17 protein-coding genes are annotated in these 16,329 nt (G+C 62.2%); 12 read left to right on the top strand and 5 right to left on the bottom strand.

Annotated elements, in window-relative coordinates:
* The first annotated feature begins 3 nt into the window (after positions 1-3).
* From ACRESH_RS02260 to ACRESH_RS02210, 11 genes are all read left to right on the top strand, one after another.
* Positions 4-792, top strand: a complete 789-nt coding sequence (locus ACRESH_RS02260; RefSeq protein WP_431740400.1) for an ABC transporter ATP-binding protein — start codon at positions 4-6, stop codon at positions 790-792.
* Complete coding sequence (locus ACRESH_RS02255; RefSeq protein ID WP_431740399.1) at positions 789-1,736, top strand: ABC transporter substrate-binding protein; 948 nt, start codon at positions 789-791, stop codon at positions 1,734-1,736. The genes ACRESH_RS02260 and ACRESH_RS02255 overlap by 4 nt, the downstream gene beginning before the upstream one ends.
* Entirely contained in the window at positions 1,733-2,743 is a 1,011-nt protein-coding gene (locus ACRESH_RS02250) for a FecCD family ABC transporter permease (RefSeq protein WP_431740398.1), read from the top strand. The genes ACRESH_RS02255 and ACRESH_RS02250 overlap by 4 nt, the downstream gene beginning before the upstream one ends.
* A 110-nt stretch (positions 2,744-2,853) precedes the next feature.
* Positions 2,854-4,269, top strand: a complete 1,416-nt coding sequence (cycA, locus tag ACRESH_RS02245) for a D-serine/D-alanine/glycine transporter (RefSeq protein WP_431740397.1) — start codon at positions 2,854-2,856, stop codon at positions 4,267-4,269.
* Positions 4,270-4,473: 204 nt separating this feature from the next.
* Positions 4,474-5,739, top strand: a complete 1,266-nt coding sequence (gene urtA / locus ACRESH_RS02240) for an urea ABC transporter substrate-binding protein (protein WP_431740396.1) — start codon at positions 4,474-4,476, stop codon at positions 5,737-5,739.
* Between the two features lie 110 nt (positions 5,740-5,849).
* A complete protein-coding gene (gene urtB / locus ACRESH_RS02235; RefSeq protein WP_431740395.1) occupies positions 5,850-7,349 on the top strand; it encodes an urea ABC transporter permease subunit UrtB in 1,500 nt (499 codons plus the stop codon).
* A complete protein-coding gene (gene urtC, locus ACRESH_RS02230) occupies positions 7,349-8,428 on the top strand; it encodes an urea ABC transporter permease subunit UrtC (RefSeq protein ID WP_400172215.1) in 1,080 nt (359 codons plus the stop codon). The genes urtB and urtC overlap by 1 nt, the downstream gene beginning before the upstream one ends.
* Positions 8,425-9,285 (top strand): urea ABC transporter ATP-binding protein UrtD, encoded by an 861-nt coding sequence (gene urtD, locus ACRESH_RS02225; RefSeq protein WP_431740394.1) that lies wholly within the window; start codon positions 8,425-8,427, stop codon positions 9,283-9,285. The genes urtC and urtD overlap by 4 nt, the downstream gene beginning before the upstream one ends.
* A 31-nt stretch (positions 9,286-9,316) precedes the next feature.
* Entirely contained in the window at positions 9,317-10,015 is a 699-nt protein-coding gene (urtE, locus tag ACRESH_RS02220) for an urea ABC transporter ATP-binding subunit UrtE (RefSeq protein ID WP_431740393.1), read from the top strand.
* Positions 10,016-10,051: 36 nt separating this feature from the next.
* Entirely contained in the window at positions 10,052-10,585 is a 534-nt protein-coding gene (locus ACRESH_RS02215; protein ID WP_431740392.1) for an N-acetyltransferase family protein, read from the top strand.
* A gap of 6 nt (positions 10,586-10,591) precedes the next feature.
* Entirely contained in the window at positions 10,592-11,113 is a 522-nt protein-coding gene (locus tag ACRESH_RS02210) for an N-acetyltransferase family protein (RefSeq protein WP_431740391.1), read from the top strand.
* 31 nt (positions 11,114-11,144) lie between these two features.
* Here the strand turns inward: ACRESH_RS02210 and ACRESH_RS02205 are convergent, their stop codons facing one another.
* Positions 11,145-11,450: a chaperone modulator CbpM gene (locus ACRESH_RS02205; RefSeq protein ID WP_431740481.1), complete on the bottom strand. Its 306-nt coding sequence runs from the start codon at positions 11,448-11,450 to the stop codon at positions 11,145-11,147.
* On the bottom strand, positions 11,450-12,397 hold the full coding sequence (gene cbpA, locus ACRESH_RS02200) for a curved DNA-binding protein (RefSeq protein ID WP_431740390.1): 948 nt from the start codon (positions 12,395-12,397) through the stop codon (positions 11,450-11,452). The genes ACRESH_RS02205 and cbpA overlap by 1 nt, the downstream gene beginning before the upstream one ends.
* A 159-nt stretch (positions 12,398-12,556) precedes the next feature.
* Here cbpA and ACRESH_RS02195 point away from each other — a divergent pair, with 159 nt between their 5' ends.
* Complete coding sequence (locus tag ACRESH_RS02195; protein ID WP_431740389.1) at positions 12,557-13,822, top strand: Hsp70 family protein; 1,266 nt, start codon at positions 12,557-12,559, stop codon at positions 13,820-13,822.
* 102 nt (positions 13,823-13,924) lie between these two features.
* Here the strand turns inward: ACRESH_RS02195 and ACRESH_RS02190 are convergent, their stop codons facing one another.
* From ACRESH_RS02190 to ACRESH_RS02180, 3 genes are all read right to left on the bottom strand, one after another.
* Positions 13,925-14,932 carry an AI-2E family transporter gene (locus ACRESH_RS02190; protein ID WP_431740388.1) on the bottom strand — a complete coding sequence of 336 codons (1,008 nt, stop codon included), beginning with the start codon at positions 14,930-14,932 and terminating at the stop codon, positions 13,925-13,927.
* A gap of 100 nt (positions 14,933-15,032) precedes the next feature.
* Entirely contained in the window at positions 15,033-15,314 is a 282-nt protein-coding gene (locus ACRESH_RS02185) for a PsiF family protein (RefSeq protein WP_431740387.1), read from the bottom strand.
* 92 nt (positions 15,315-15,406) lie between these two features.
* Positions 15,407-16,297 carry a lipase family alpha/beta hydrolase gene (locus tag ACRESH_RS02180; protein ID WP_431740386.1) on the bottom strand — a complete coding sequence of 297 codons (891 nt, stop codon included), beginning with the start codon at positions 16,295-16,297 and terminating at the stop codon, positions 15,407-15,409.
* Positions 16,298-16,329 lie beyond the last annotated feature (32 nt).

Genomic DNA, 16,329 nt, shown 5'->3' with positions numbered 1-16,329 from the left:
GTCATGAGTACCCTGAGTATCAGCGACCTGCACTGGTCGCCCCTGGGCCACGGCCATTGTCATCACCAGTTCCAGCTGCGCGAGGTCGATCTGCAGGTCAAGACGGGGGAATTCGTCGGTCTGATCGGCCCCAACGGCAGTGGCAAGACCAGCCTGCTGCGCTGCGCTTATCGCTTCAATAAGCCCGAGCGTGGACGGGTGCGCCTGGATGAACACGACCTGTGGCGGCAATCGCCACGCTGGTGTGCCCAGCGTATCGCCGTGGTTCTGCAGGAGTTTCCCGATGCCTTCGGCTTGAACGTCGAGGAAGTTGTTGCCATGGGCCGTACCCCGCACAAAGGCCTGTTCGACGGCGACAACGACGAAGACCGCCGGTTGGTCAAAACGGCACTGCACGCAGTCGGCCTGGAGGGTTTCGACGACCACAGTTTTGCCAGTCTGTCGGGCGGTGAAAAGCAGCGGGTGATCCTCGCCCGGGGCCTGGTTCAGCAACCGCAGCTGTTGATTCTCGATGAGCCGACCAACCATCTCGATCCGCGCTATCAGCTGGAGCTTTTGCAGCAGGTCCGCCGTCTGGGCATCGGTACCCTGGCCAGTATTCATGACCTGAACCTGGCCGCGGCCTTCTGTGATCGCCTGTATGTCCTGGACCATGGGCGTATCGTCGCCAGCGGCAGCCCAAGCGAAGTGCTCACCAGCGAACTGTTACACGAGGTCTTTGGTGTACGGGCGCTGATCGACCGCCACCCCCTCGCCGACCACCCACGCCTTACCTGGATAACCCAGCGATGATTCGATCCACCCTGCTTCTGCTGTTGGGCCTGCTCGCCAGCACCAGCGTCTGCGCCCAGGCGACCCAGTACCCTTTGACCGTACAGAGCTGCAACCGCCAGGTGACCTTCAACAAGGCCCCCGAACATGCCCTGAGCCATGACATCAACATGACCCAGATGATGCTTGCTCTCGGCCTGCGTCAGCGCATGGTCGGCTACAGCGGCGTCAGCGGCTGGAAAGCCGTCACCCCTGAACTGCGCAAGGAACTTGAAGGCCTGCCGGAGCTGGCCAGCAAGTACCCCTCGGTGGAAACCCTGCTCAACGCCAACGTCGACTTCTTCTTCGCCGGCTGGGACTACGGCATGCGCGTCGGTGGCGACCTGACCCCGCAGACCCTGGCGCCTCTGGACATCCCGGTCTACGAACTGACTGAGTCCTGCGCCTTCGTCATGACGCGCCCGGCAGCCAGCCTCGACGACACTTACAACGACTTGCGTAACCTGGGCAGGATCTTCGATGTGCAGGCGCGCGCCGAACAGTTGATCAGCCAGATGCAACAGCGGATCAACGTCGTCCAGCAGCATCTGCCCGCGCAGCGCCCACGGGTGTTCCTGTATGACAGCGGTGAAGACCGGGCCATGACCTCCGGCCGCCTGGGCATGCCCCAGGCGCTGATCGACGCCGCCGGTGGCCGCAACGTACTGGACGATATCGACGCCAGCTGGACCCGGGTGAACTGGGAGAGTGTGGTCGAGCGCAACCCCGAGGTGATTGTCATCGTCGACTACGGCGAAGTCAGCGCCGCCCAGAAGCAGGCCTTTCTCGAACAGCACCCGGCCTTGCAGTCCGTATCGGCGATCCGTAACAAGCGCTTCGTGGTCATCCCCTACGTGGCCGCCACACCGAGCCTGGAAAACGTCGAAGCCATCGAAGCCATCGCCGCGGGCCTGCACGGCGCATGAGTCGCTATCGTCTGCTGCTGCTCGGCCTGATCGGCCTGCTGCTGGTGTCCTGCGTCGTGTCCCTGGGCTTTGGCGCTGCGCCGGTACCGGTCGAGGTGGTATGGCGTGTGCTGCTGTTCAAGGTCTTCGGCATTGCGCCGGAAACACCGGCCTGGAGCACCGGCCAGGAACATATCGTCTGGCTCATCCGCGTACCGCGCATGCTCCTGGCAGCACTGGTTGGCGGCGGCCTGGCAATGATCGGTGCGGTGTTGCAGGCGGTGACGCGCAACCCCTTGGCTGACCCGCACTTGCTCGGCGTAACCTCCGGCGCCACGCTCGGCGCGGTGCTGGTGGTGCTGCACATCGGTGAAGTGCTCGGCCTGCTGACCTTACCGCTGGCGGCCTTTGTCGGCGCCCTGTGCAGCATGCTGCTGGTGCTGGCAATTGCCAGCCGCCATGGCCGCCTGGACAGTGATCGCCTGCTGCTGTGTGGCGTGGCGGTGGCCTTTGTGATGATGGCAATCGCCAATCTGTTGCTGTTTCTCGGCGACCATCGCGCCAGCTCTGCAGTGATGTTCTGGATGCTCGGAGGCCTGGGCCTGGCACGCTGGGAGCTGCTGCCGATCCCGGCCATCAGTGTGCTGCTGGGCTTGACCCTGTTGCTGGGCATGGCCCGCGCGCTCAATGCCCTGATGGCCGGCGAACAGACGGCAGTGACCCTCGGCTTGAATGCCCGCTCGGTGCGCCTGGTGGCCTTCCTGATCTGCTCGCTGCTGACTGGGGTGCTGGTGGCGATCAGTGGCTCAATCGGCTTTGTCGGCCTGATGGTGCCGCACATTGCCCGGCGCCTGGTCGGCGCCGAACACACCCGCCTGCTACCGGTGTGCCTGTTGCTCGGCAGCCTGTTCCTGATCTGGGTCGATGTTGCCGCGCGCACGCTTATCTCGCCGGAAGACCTGCCCATCGGTATCGCCACGGCAGCCATCGGCGGCCTGTTTTTTATCGGCCTGATGCGCAAGCGTTGATCACCGTCAACCACGCTTTGGTCTTGAGACGTATTGTCGCGGTTGCGCCAGGAAGGCGCGTGTTAGCCTAACGCGCACAAGAGAACTGCACTGAACGGAATGCCTAGCCTATGACCGCGAACCTGTCCCCGCAACACCCCACGCCTGACCAACACGAACACCTCGAACGCAGCCTGTCCAACCGCCATATCCAGTTGATCGCCATCGGTGGTGCCATCGGTACCGGGCTGTTCATGGGTTCGGGCAAGACCATCAGCCTGGCCGGCCCGTCGATCATCTTCGTCTACATGATCATCGGCTTCATGCTGTTCTTCGTCATGCGTGCCATGGGCGAGCTGCTGCTGTCGAACCTGGAATACAAGTCGTTCATCGATTTCTCCGCCGACCTGCTCGGCCCCTGGGCCGGCTATTTCACTGGCTGGACCTACTGGTTCTGCTGGATCATCACCGGTATCGCCGACGTCATTGCCATCTCTGCCTACTCGCAATTCTGGTTTCCCGACCTGCCGCAATGGGCGCCAGCATTGGCCTGCGTCGGCCTGCTGCTGTCGCTGAACCTGATCACGGTGAAGATGTTCGGCGAGATCGAGTTCTGGTTCGCCATGATCAAGATCGTTGCCATCCTCGCTCTGGTCGGCACCGGCCTGTACATGGTGCTGGTAGGCTTCGAGTCACCGACCGGGCGTACCGCCAACCTGGCCAACCTGTGGAACGATGACGGCATGTTCCCCCATGGCCTGATGGGCTTCTTCGCCGGTTTCCAGATTGCCGTGTTTGCCTTCGTCGGTATCGAGTTGGTGGGTACGACTGCCGCCGAAGCCAAGAACCCCGAACGCACTCTGCCACGCGCGATCAATTCGATTCCGGTGCGGATCATCGTGTTCTACGTGCTGGCGCTGATCACCATCATGGTGGTAACTCCGTGGCGCGACGTGGTGCCGGGCAAGAGCCCGTTCGTCGAGCTGTTTGTGCTGGCCGGACTGCCAGCGGCGGCAAGCATCATCAACTTCGTGGTCCTGACCTCGGCGGCCTCCTCGGCCAACAGCGGCGTGTTCTCCACCAGCCGCATGCTGTTCGGCCTGGCCCAGCAAGGCGATGCACCGCGCAGCTTCGAGCACCTGTCCAACCGCAAGGTGCCGGCCAACGGCCTGTACTTCTCCTGCACCTGCCTGTTGCTGGGGGCGGCGCTGATGTACGTGATTCCCGACCTGATCGAAGCCTTCACCCTGGTGACCACGGTGTCGGCGATCCTGTTCATGTTCGTCTGGACCCTGATCCTGCTGTCGTACCTGAGCTACCGCAAAAACCGCACGGCCCTGCACCAGGCCTCGAAGTACAAGATGCCGGGTGGGCGCTTGATGTGCTACGCCTGTCTGCTCTTCTTCGCCTGCATCCTGGTACTGCTGAGCCTGGAAAGCGACACCCGTCAGGCATTGATCGTCACGCCGCTGTGGTTCCTGCTGCTGACCGTGACCTATCAGCTCGTGCGGCGCAATCGCCAGCAGCTGGCGATGCAGCAGAACTGATTCTCTGCCGGGTGCGCACCAGCGCGGCGCAACCGGCTGCACCGCCTCCCCCGTTCAGCCCCAGGCCGGTGCAAGCATTCGACTCCTCGCTCCTCAGCGCCCGTGCCAGAGCCCTTGGCGGTTCCGGCACAGCCCTTGCTAAAGCTCTCTCCCGAAGTCGCCATCTGCCTTACCCGCACATTCGAACTCAACGGAGAGAGCACTATGAAGCGTCGCAGTCTGATTAAGGCCTTCACCCTCAGCGCGTCCATCGCGGCGATGGGCCTTAGCTGGAGCATCCAGGCCGCCGAGACCATCAAGGTCGGCATCCTGCATTCGCTGTCCGGGACCATGGCGATTTCCGAGACCTCGCTCAAGGACATGGCCTTGATGACCATCGAGCAGATCAACGCCAAGGGTGGCGTCAACGGCAAGCTGCTGGAGCCAGTAGTGGTCGACCCGGCGTCGAACTGGCCGCTGTTCGCCGAGAAGGGCAGGCAGTTGCTGACCCAGGACAAGGTCGCAGTGGTCTTCGGATGCTGGACCTCGGTATCACGTAAATCGGTGCTGCCGGTGTTCGAGGAGCTCAATGGCCTGCTGTTTTACCCGGTGCAATATGAAGGCGAGGAAATGTCGCCGAACGTTTTCTACACTGGCGCCGCACCGAACCAGCAGGCGATCCCGGCAGTGGAGTACCTGATGAGCGAAGACGGCGGCGCGGCCAAGCGCTACTTCCTGCTCGGCACCGACTACGTCTACCCACGCACGACCAACAAGATCCTGCGCACTTTCCTGCACAGCAAGGGCGTGGCGGACAAGGACATCGAAGAGGTCTACACCCCGTTTGGCCACAGCGATTATCAAACCATCGTCGCCAACATCAAGAAATTCTCCGCTGGCGGCAAGACTGCGGTGATCTCCACGGTCAATGGCGACTCCAACGTGCCGTTCTATAAGGAACTGGCCAATCAGGGCCTGAAAGCTACCGACGTGCCGGTGGTGACCTTCTCCGTGGGTGAAGAAGAGCTGCGCGGGATCGATACCAAACCGTTGGTGGGGCACCTGGCGGCGTGGAACTACTTCGAATCGGTGCAGAACCCGGTCAACAGCCAGTTCGTCGCCGACTGGAAAGCCTACGCCAAGGCCAGGAACCTGCCGGGTGCCGACAAGGCCGTGACCAACGACCCGATGGAAGCCACCTACGTCGGTATCCACATGTGGGCCCAGGCGGTGGAGAAGGCCAAGTCCACTGACGTCGACAAGGTCCGCGAAGCCCTCGCCGGGCAGACCTTCAAGGCGCCGTCGGGCTTTACCCTGACCATGGACAAGACCAACCACCACCTGCACAAGCCGGTGATGATCGGCGAAATCCAGGACGATGGGCAGTTCAATGTGGTCTGGGAGACCGAGCAGCCGTTGCGGGCACAGCCGTGGAGCCCGTTCATTCCTGGTAATGACAAGCGGCCGGATTATGCGGTGAAAGGCAACTGAGAACCGGGGCCGCTGTGCGGCCCATCGCCGGCAAGGCCAGCTCCTACAAAACCTGTAGGAGCCGGCCTTGCTGGCGATGAGGCCAACGACAACACCACAAGGAAACCCTCATGCCCAAGGCTCTCCTGCGCCTTTTCCTCGGCCTCCTGCTATTGCTGCCCCTGGCTGCCCAGGCCAGCGACGCCGACTACTTCATCGCTGCCAAGGTCAACGAACAGGCCCGCCTGCTTCAGCACTGGGCGGCGCAACCGGACCCGGCCCGTCTTGAACTGCTGACCTCGCTGCAGCAAGGCCGCCTCAGCCCCACCGACAGCCGCAAGCTGCGCCTGAACAATCGCCTGCGCGGGCTTGTGGATAACGCCCTGGCCAGCCATCAACTGCTCAGCGACGACGCAAGGATGCGCCTGGCCGCTGCCCAGCAGCTGCAAAAAAGTGCCCAGCCGTCGCAAGTTGCCTTCCTTGACCGGCGCTTCGCCAGCGAAACCGATGCCGCTGTGCACGCGGCTCTCGGCCTGGCCCTGGCCAATCTGCAACTGGCTGCCACTGACCCGGCCATACGCCTGGCTGCCGTACGCTTGCTCGGCGAAACCGGCGATCCCATGGCCCGCACGCGTCTTGAGTCGTTGCTCGAACCGGGCGTGGAAAGCGACGCCAATGTGCGCACCGCCGCCGAAACCAGCCTGGCCCAGGTCAAGCGCAAGCTGTTGTTTGGTGAACTGCTCGGCCAGGCGTTCAGTGGCTTGTCACTGGGCTCGATCCTGTTATTGGCTGCCCTGGGACTGGCGATCACCTTCGGCCTGCTCGGGGTGATCAACATGGCCCACGGTGAGATGTTGATGCTCGGGGCCTACGCCACCTATGTCGTACAGATCCTGATCCAGCGTTACGCGCCGGGCGCCATCGAGTTCTATCCATTGATTGCCCTGCCGGTGGCCTTCGCCGTCAGCGCCGGGGTCGGTATGCTCTTGGAGCGCACGGTGATCCGTCACTTGTACGGCCGCCCACTGGAAACCCTGCTGGCCACCTGGGGCATCAGCCTGATCCTGATTCAGGCCATCCGTCTGCTGTTTGGCGCACAGAACGTCGAAGTGGCCAACCCGGGCTGGCTCTCCGGCGGCGTCCAGGTGCTGCCCAACCTGGTCCTGCCCTACAGCCGCCTGGTGATCATCGGCTTCGCCCTGTTCGTGATGGTGCTGACCTGGTTGCTGCTCAACCGTACGCGCCTGGGCCTGAACGTGCGTGCGGTCACCCAGAACCGTAACATGGCCGCCTGCAGCGGGGTGCCCACCGGGCGCGTGGACATGCTCGCCTTTGGCCTGGGATCGGGCATCGCCGGGCTCGGCGGCGTGGCCCTGAGCCAGATCGACAACGTCGGCCCGGACCTGGGCCAGAGTTACATCATCGATTCCTTCCTGGTGGTGGTGCTGGGCGGCGTCGGTCAACTGGCAGGCAGCCTCTGGGCAGCCTTTGGCCTGGGCATTGCCAACAAACTGCTGGAGCCGCAGATCGGTGCGGTGCTCGGCAAGATCCTCATCCTTGCGCTGATCATTCTGTTCATCCAGAAACGCCCGCAAGGCCTCTTCGCCCTCAAGGGACGGGTAATCGACTGATGAACCAGCCTCTGCTTGTTACCGCCAGCCAGAAGGCTGGCCCACGCTGGACCCTGGCCACCGCCGCTGTTGTCCTGCTGGTACTCCTGGCCCTGCCCTTGCTGTCATTACTGCCCGACGGCCACGGCCTGCAGGTCTCGGCCTACACCCTGACCCTGGTCGGCAAGATCCTCTGCTACGCCATTGTCGCCCTGGCGCTGGATCTGGTCTGGGGCTATGCCGGTTTGCTGTCGTTGGGCCACGGGCTGTTCTTCGCCCTCGGCGGCTACGCCATGGGCATGTACCTGATGCGCGAAGCGGCGGGTGACGGTCTGCCAGCGTTCATGACCTTCCTGTCCTGGACCGAGCTGCCGTGGTACTGGGCCGGCACCCAGCATTTTGCCTGGGCCCTGTGCCTGGTGGTGCTGGCGCCCGGATTGCTGGCCCTGGTGTTCGGCTTTTTCGCCTTCCGCTCGCGGATCAAGGGCGTGTACTTCTCGATCATGACCCAGGCCCTGACCTTTGCCGGCATGCTGCTGTTCTTTCGCAACGAGACCGGCTTTGGTGGCAACAACGGCTTCACCAACTTTCGCAGCATCCTTGGCTTTCCGATCACCGCGCAAAGTACGCGCGCGGTGCTGTTCCTGCTGACCGTTGCGCTGCTAGTGGTCAGCTTGTACCTGGGGTGGCGGCTGGCCCGGAGCAAGTTCGGCCGGGTCCTGACCGCGCTGCGCGACGCCGAGAACCGGCTGATGTTCTGTGGCTACGACCCGCGTGGTTTCAAGCTGTTTGTCTGGGTGCTCAGCGCCGTGCTCTGTGGTCTGGCTGGCGCGCTGTACGTACCGCAAGTGGGCATCATCAACCCCAGTGAAATGTCGCCGACCAACTCCATCGAAGCCGCCGTGTGGGTAGCCCTCGGTGGGCGCGGCACCCTCATCGGCCCGTTGCTCGGCGCAGGTCTGGTCAATGGCATGAAGAGCTGGTTCACCGTGGCGTTCCCCGAGTACTGGCTGTTCTGCCTGGGCGCGTTGTTCATTGTGGTCACCTTGTACCTGCCCAAAGGCGTGGTCGGGCTGTTGAAGAAAAAGGGGGAACAATGAGAGCCATACCTCTGCCACCGGTGCATCCGGAATTCATGCTCGAACCGATCCTCGACGCTGGCAGCAGTCGCGACGCCATCGGCCTTGGCCAACTGCGTGGCGAAGGCCTGGATGTACGTCACGGCACGGTGCTGACCCTGGAGGACATCAGCGTCAGCTTCGACGGTTTCAAAGCGCTTAATGCCCTGAACCTGTACATCGGCGTTGGCGAACTGCGCTGCATCATCGGCCCCAACGGCGCAGGCAAAACCACCCTGATGGATGTGATCACCGGCAAGACCCGGCCCACCACCGGCAAGGCCTGGTTTGGCGACACCCTGGACCTGACCCGCATGAGCGAAGTACAGATCGCCCAGGCCGGGATCGGCCGCAAGTTCCAGAAACCCACGGTATTCGAGGCCTTGAGTGTGTTCGAGAACCTCGAACTGGCGCAGAAAGCCGACAAGTCGGTGCTGGCCAGCCTGGTCGCGCGCTTGAGTGGCGAACAAAAGGACCGGATCGATGAAGTCCTGCACACCATTCGCCTGACCACCTCTGCCCAGCGTCCGGCGGGTTTGCTGTCGCACGGCCAGAAGCAGTTCCTGGAGATCGGCATGCTGTTGATGCAAGAACCGCAATTGTTGCTGCTCGATGAGCCGGTGGCGGGCATGACCGACGCCGAAACCGAGTTCACCGCTGAACTGTTCAAGGGCCTGGCCGGCAAGCATTCACTGATGGTGGTCGAGCACGACATGGGCTTTGTCGGCAGCATTGCCGACCATGTCACGGTGCTGCACCAGGGTAGCGTTCTTGCCGAGGGCTCGCTGGAGCAGGTGCAGGCTGATGATCGGGTGATCGAGGTTTACCTAGGGCGATAAGACCGGTACAGACAATCGACGGATATCAGACATGCTGAAAATCGACTCACTGCACCAATACTACGGCGGCAGCCACATCCTGCGTGGCCTGTCCTTCGAGGCCAAGGTCGGCGAAGTGACCTGCCTGCTCGGCCGCAACGGCGTCGGCAAGACCACTTTGCTGCGCTGCCTGATGGGCCTGTTACCCACCCGTGAAGGCAGCGTGCACTGGGAAGGCCAGGCAATCACTGCGCTCAAGCCACATCAACGGGTGCACGCCGGTATCGCCTACGTGCCCCAGGGCCGGGAGATCTTCCCGCGCCTGAGCGTCGAAGAGAACCTGCTGATGGGCCTGTCGCGCTTCAGCGCCAGCCAGGCCAAAAGCGTCCCGCCGTTCATCTACGAGCTCTTCCCGGTACTGCTGCAGATGAAACACCGCCGTGGCGGCGACCTCTCCGGTGGCCAGCAACAGCAATTGGCAATCGGTCGCGCCCTGGCCAGCCAGCCACGCCTGTTGATTCTCGACGAACCAACTGAAGGCATCCAGCCCTCGGTAATCAAGGAAATCGGCGCGGTCATCAGCACACTGGCCGCCCGTGGTGACATGGCCATCCTCCTGGTGGAGCAGTTCTACGACTTTGCCGCCGAGCTTGCCGATCAGTACCTGGTGATGTCCCGGGGCGAAATTGTCCAGGCCGGACGAGGTGAAAACATGGAAGCCGAAGGTGTGCGCGGCCTGGTAACCATTTAACCTGAACAACACTTCGTAGACGTTCGAGAAGCTGTCATGACTTACCTGATTCGTGATGCCGTATCTGCCGATCTGCCGGGCATTCGCGACATCTATAACGACGCTGTGCTCAACACCACGGCGATCTGGAATGAACAACCCGTTGACCTAGCCAATCGCCAGGCCTGGTTCGACGCGCGCCAGGCCCAGCACTATCCGATTCTGGTGGCCGTCGACGCCGCCGCAGGTGACGACGTGCTCGGCTATGCTTCTTTCGGTGACTGGCGGCCCTTCGAGGGCTTTCGCCATACCGTCGAACACTCGGTGTATATCCGCACCGACCAACGCGGTAACGGCCTGGGCCCGAAACTGATGCAGGCGTTGATCGAGCGCGCCCACATTTGTGGCAAGCACGTCATGGTCGCCGCTATCGAAAGCGGTAATGCGGCTTCCATCCGTTTGCACGAGCGTCTGGGCTTTACGCTCAATGGGCAGATGCCCCAGGTGGGCGTGAAGTTCGGTCGCTGGCTAGACCTGACTTTCATGCAGTTGATCCTCAACCCTGGCGCACCCCCACGCTCAATGGAGTGAAGCTTTATGAATGCTGCGCAACTCAATCGTGTGACCGCTGAAGGCTTTGCCTACTACCGCGACGGCCTGGTGGCATTGTTGCTTGATGCCGTAGCACACGGTGCCTCGCTGGACTTTCTGGCAGATATCGATACACAGCAGGCCAACAGCTACTTCGATGAAGTGAAGCAGCGCCTGGTCAATGGCGAACTGCTGCTATGGGTGGTCGGCAAGGACAAGGAGGTACTGGGCAGCGTGCAGTTGGGGCTTTGCCAGAAGCTCAATGGGCTGAATCGGGCCGAAGTGCAGAAATTGCTGGTGCACAGCGGGGCACGACGCCGAGGATTGGGCCAGCAGCTGATGCAGACGCTGGAAGCGACGGCGCGGCAGAAACAACGCGGTATGTTGTATCTGGATGTCGAGGCTGGGTCGGGGGCGGAGGCGTTCTATCAGTCGCTGGGGTACACCAAGGCTGGCGAGATTCCTGATTACGCCTGCGGGCCGGATGGCACATATCGGCCCACAGCCCTGTATTACAAACAGCTTTAGGTTCTCATCGCGGGCTTGCCCCGCGATGCTTTCAGCCCTGCAGAAATCTGCCCAAGCGCTGCTTGAGCATGCTGTTCTCACTGCGCAGCTGCTGAACCTCCTCCAGCAACTCCAGGGCCAGCGCCACGCCCTCCCACTCCAGCTCAAGCTCGCGCTGCAACTTGGCCGCGCGTTTGGCCAATAGCGCAGCCTGATCGTCAAACAGCCACTCTTCCGGCGTGCGTCCGGAGGGTTCGACAATGCCATGTTCGACGATCTCGATCACGTAGGCCGCCGGTAGATCGGCTTCCCGACAGAGGGTCTGCATGTCCAGTTGAACGACCAGGGTGCTCATAATCAGCTACTCCATTGAGTCCTCGGATTGAACGCCGCCTTCTGCGCCAGCTTGCTCCACAACTCGCGGGTCACGTCGTCGCTGTGGCTTGGCATCACCACCTTCAGCTGCGCGTAGAGATCACCGCGCTGGCCCTGCTTGTTGGCCAGGCCCATGCCCTTGACCCGCAGGCGCTGGCCGCTCTGGCTGTCGGCACGAATGGTCAGGTTGATCTTGCCGGTCAGGGTCGGCACCGCCACCTTGGTACCCAGCGCGGCTTCCCAGGGCGCCAGGGGCACCGTGATGATCAGGTCATGACCTTCGACATCGAACAGCGGATGCGGTGCCATGCGGATGGTCAGGAACAGGTCGCCATTGGCGCCACCGCCGATACCCGACGCGCCCTGGCCCTTGAGGCGGATCTTCTCGCCATCGCTAACCCCGGCCGGGATCTTCACGTTCAGGGTCTTGGTGGTGAAGCCGGTACGCTGGCCGCTGCCGTTATGTTGCGGAACCTGGAAGCTGATCTGCTTCGACTCGCCGGACAGGGTTTCCTCAAGGAAAATCGCCAGTTCCATTTCCACGTCTTGCCCTCGCCGACCGCTGCTGCGTTGCTGGCCGCGGCCAAAAGGATTGCCGTTGCCACCACGCGCACCGAAGATCGAGCTGAAGAAGTCGGAAAAGTCGCCGCCTTCGAAACCTCCGGAGCTACGGCTTTCCCAGCCTGGCGGCCCCTGGAAGGGCCGGCCGTGCTGGCCGTACTTGCGCAGTTCGTCGTATTCAGCGCGTTTTTCCGGGCTGCCCAAGGCCTCGTAGGCCTCGTTGGCCTCCTTGAATTTTTCCTCGGCGTCACGCTCTTTGCTGACGTCGGGGTGATACTTGCGCGCGAGCTTGCGGTAGGCGGTCTTGATCGCCTTGTCGTCCGCTGTGGGCTCTACGCCAAGTATCTTGTAGTAGTCTTTGAAGTCCATCTAAGGAATCACCATCAGTTGTTCAATGCTTCTGCAGATTGGGGTCAAGCATAGCCTTTCAAGGCACCCTTGGGTTTGCTGTAAAGCAGATAATCGGTCTTGATTCTGCTGACCACTGGCATAAACTGCGCGGCCGTTTTTCCCCCGGAAGTACAACCCATGAGTGACGCATCCCCGGCCCGTGCCTGCGGCATCGACTTTGGCACCTCCAACTCCACCGTCGGCTGGCATCGCCCAGGCGTGGAGTCGTTGATCGCCCTGGAAGACGGCAAGATCACCCTGCCGTCGGTGGTGTTCTTCAACATCGAGGAGCGCCGCCCGGTATACGGCCGGTTGGCCCTGCACGAATACCTCGAAGGTTACGAAGGCCGGCTGATGCGCTCGCTCAAGAGCCTGCTGGGTTCCAAACTGATCAAGCACGACACCAGCGTGCTGGGCACCGCCCTGCCGTTCAAGGACCTGCTGGGCATGTTCATCGGCGAGCTGAAGAAACGCGCCGAGGCCAACGCTGGCAGAGCGTTCGATGAGGTGGTGCTGGGCCGCCCGGTGTACTTTGTCGACGACGACCAAGCCGCCGACCAGGAAGCCGAAGACACTTTGGCCGAAGTGGCCAGGAAGATCGGTTTCAAGGAAGTCTCCTTCCAGTACGAGCCCATTGCCGCCGCCTTCGACTACGAGTCGAACATCCAGGGCGAAGAACTGGTGCTGATCGTCGACATCGGCGGCGGTACATCGGACTTCTCCCTGGTGCGCCTGGCCCCTGAACGGCACATGCTCGATGATCGCCACGACGACATCCTCGCCACCGGCGGCGTGCACATCGGCGGTACCGACTTCGACAAACAGCTGAGCCTGCAGGGCGTGATGCCACTGTTCGGCTATGGCAGCCGGATGAAAAGCGGCGCCTTCATGCCGACCGGCCATCACATGAACCTGGCCACCTGGCACACAATCAACTCGGTGTACTCGCAAAAGTCCCAGTTAGCCCTGGGCAGCATGCGCTACGACATCGAAGACACCGACGGCATCGACCGCCTGTTCAAACTGATCGAACAACGTGCCGGTCACTGGCTGGCCATGGAAGTGGAAGAAAGCAAGATCGAACTGACCCACAACGACCGCCGCCTGGTCGACCTCAAGCGGGTCGAATCGGGGCTCAGCGTCGAGCTGAGCCGGGCGCTGTTCGAAGCATCGATCGACAGCCTGCTCGAGCGCGTGAGCGGTAGTGTCAGCGAGCTGCTGAGCAAGGCCGGCGTCGGCGTGGCCCAGGTTGATACGGTGTTCTTCACCGGTGGTTCGAGCGGCATCCCGGCCCTGCGCCAGAGCGTGGCGGCGATGTTGCCCAATGCGCGGCATGTTGAAGGCAATATCTTCGGCAGTATTGGTAGCGGTTTGGCGATCGAAGCGCGCAAGCGGTACGGTTGAGGGTATCGGGGCCGCTATGCGGCCCTTTCGCCGGCAACGCCGGCTCCTACAATCAATGCCACCGCCTACCCCTGTAGGAGCCGGCATTGCCGGCGAAAAACTTCACACCAGCTCAGCCTGCCGAAGCTCGCTCTTCAGGTAGGCGTAATAGATCGGCCCCGCCACCACGCCCGGCAATCCAAACGCCGCCTCGAACACCAGCATCGCCAGCAGCAGTTCCCAGGACTTGGCGCTGATCTGCCCGCCGACAATCCGCGCGTTGAGGAAGTACTCGACCTTGTGGATAACAATCAGATAACCCAGCGCCGCCATGGCCACCCAGATCGACAGCGACAAACCGACGATGGTGATCAGGGTGTTGGATATCAGGTTGCCGATCACCGGCAGTAGACCAAGCAGGAAGGTCAGTACGATCAGGGTCTTGGTCAGCGGCAGGTGCACGTCGAACAACGGCAACACCACGGCCAGGAAGATCCCGGTGAAAAAGGTGTTGAGCAGGGAAATCTTGATCTGCGCGAAGACGATGTTGCGAAACGCCTGGACCAGCAGCGCCAGGCGATTGAACAGGGCCGCCGCCAAGGGCTTGCGTCGGGAAATATCGGGAATTTGCTGCAGGGCGACGATGGCGCCGAGGATCATGCCGATCAGCAGGGTGACGAACATGTGCGCCGCGCCCTTGCCCACCAGTTGCAACTCGCCCAGATGGGTCTTCAGCCACTCACCGATGGCAACTTTGAACTCTGCCGCGCTGGCTGGCAGGTAGGCATCGACAAAGGGCGGCAACTGCCCGCGGGCCTGATCCACCAGGAGCATGAACTTGTCCAGCGAAGCGCCGGGGTTCTCCGCTTCGTGCAACAGGAAACTGATCGCACCGGCAAACAGCAGGGTCAAGGTGCTGACCACCAGGGTGCCCAGCAAGGCCACCGCCAACCAGCGCGCACGCTCCCCGGCAATCAGATGCTGCAGCTTGGGCGTGAGCATATTGACCAGTTCGAACACCAGCAAACCGGCCAGCAGGCTCGGCAACAGCTTGAGCGGCAACACCAGCAACAGACCGGCGAACACGATGATCCAACTGGCCAGCTTGATCTGGCTAGGAGTAAAGGTCATACAACCTCAAGGGCAACTGCAGGAAAAGGCGCAGTCTGCCAGCCTTCGCCGGGCAGGCATAGTAGCGCGACCGCAGATGACCCCGGTCAGGTTCGGCAGGTCACTTTTTCTTCAGGCAGTCACTCATGAACGCTTTGCGCTCATCGCCCTTGAGGGCCTTGACGGTGGCGTCGGCGTTGCAGGTTTTCATTTTTTCCTGCTGGGTCTCAGGCTTGGCTTTGAGGCAGGTGCTCATGAAGGCCTTGCGCTCGTCGCCCTTGAGGGCCTTGACGGTGGCGTCGGCGTTGCAGGTTTTCATTTTTTCCTGCTGCGCGGTGGCAGCAAAGCCTTGTGAACACATCAACAGGCCCAACAGCAGTAGCGGTACACGCACCATCGTCATGGCGTTCTCTCCTTGTCGCCGCGCCCATCGCGCAGCCTCGCCGAGAGTGTAGACAAAAACTCTTACAGTCCCCCAACCCAGGCTTGGCGCTGCTACAGCCCCGCAGCCTTGAGCCGAGCCGCATGCTCGGTGAACAGGCGCACCGGATCAGCGCCCTTGCCCACCGCGCCGAGTGACTGATTGACAATGTCCAGGTGGTCGAGCGGATAGTCATCGCCGATCACCTGACCCAGGTGCGAGCTGTAGCGCCCGACCATGCCATCGCAGTGCCCGGCTTCATGGACGAAGGTTCGGGCAAACAGGCGACAGAAGCGGTTGCTGCCATCCAGGCGGTTCAGGCCCGTGTCGGTCAGCCCCGGCTGCAAAGTGCCGGACCAGGAGTAGTAACGCACACCGTTGACCTCGGCAGGCCCCTCACCGCCCCAGGTGCTGGGCAGGCCCTGTGGATAAACCTGATTGAACAAAGCGACGCCAGCGCGGGTCAGCGAATGGTGCGAGGCGTTCACGTCGATGGGCAGCTTTGGCCCGCGCCAGCCGGTTTCCAGCCAGCCCATCAACACCCCCAGACCATGCAGCAATGCCTTGAGCAAACGCCCGCGGGCGGAATCGGCGGGGTAATGCTCAAGCAGGTAGTCAGCCAGCTCCGAACCGTGATTAGGCCCGGCAATGGACGTCACCGAGGCCACCCATTCCGGCCGCTTGGCCGCCGCATAGCGCGCCGTCAGCGCCCCCTGGCTGTGGCCGAGCAGGTTGACCTTGTCGGCGCCTGTGCGTTGGCGGATGTCTTCGATGATCTGCAGCAACTGCTCGCCACGCACCTCAGTGGCGTTGAGCGGCGACACCTGGATGGCAAAGACCTTGGCTCCGCCCCGGCGCAGGGCCGAGACAATGCCGAACCAATAGGGGTAAAGCAGCAGGCGGACGAAGCCGAGCATACCTGGCACCAACACCAGTGGATAACGTGTGGCAAGCTCTTGAGCCAAGGCTGCATTCCCCATTCCGTGGACAGTCGGCC

Source organism: Pseudomonas sp., assembly GCF_050739775.1.
GTDB lineage: Bacteria > Pseudomonadota > Gammaproteobacteria > Pseudomonadales > Pseudomonadaceae > Aquipseudomonas.
This window is presented reverse-complemented; position numbering and strand designations above follow the sequence as displayed.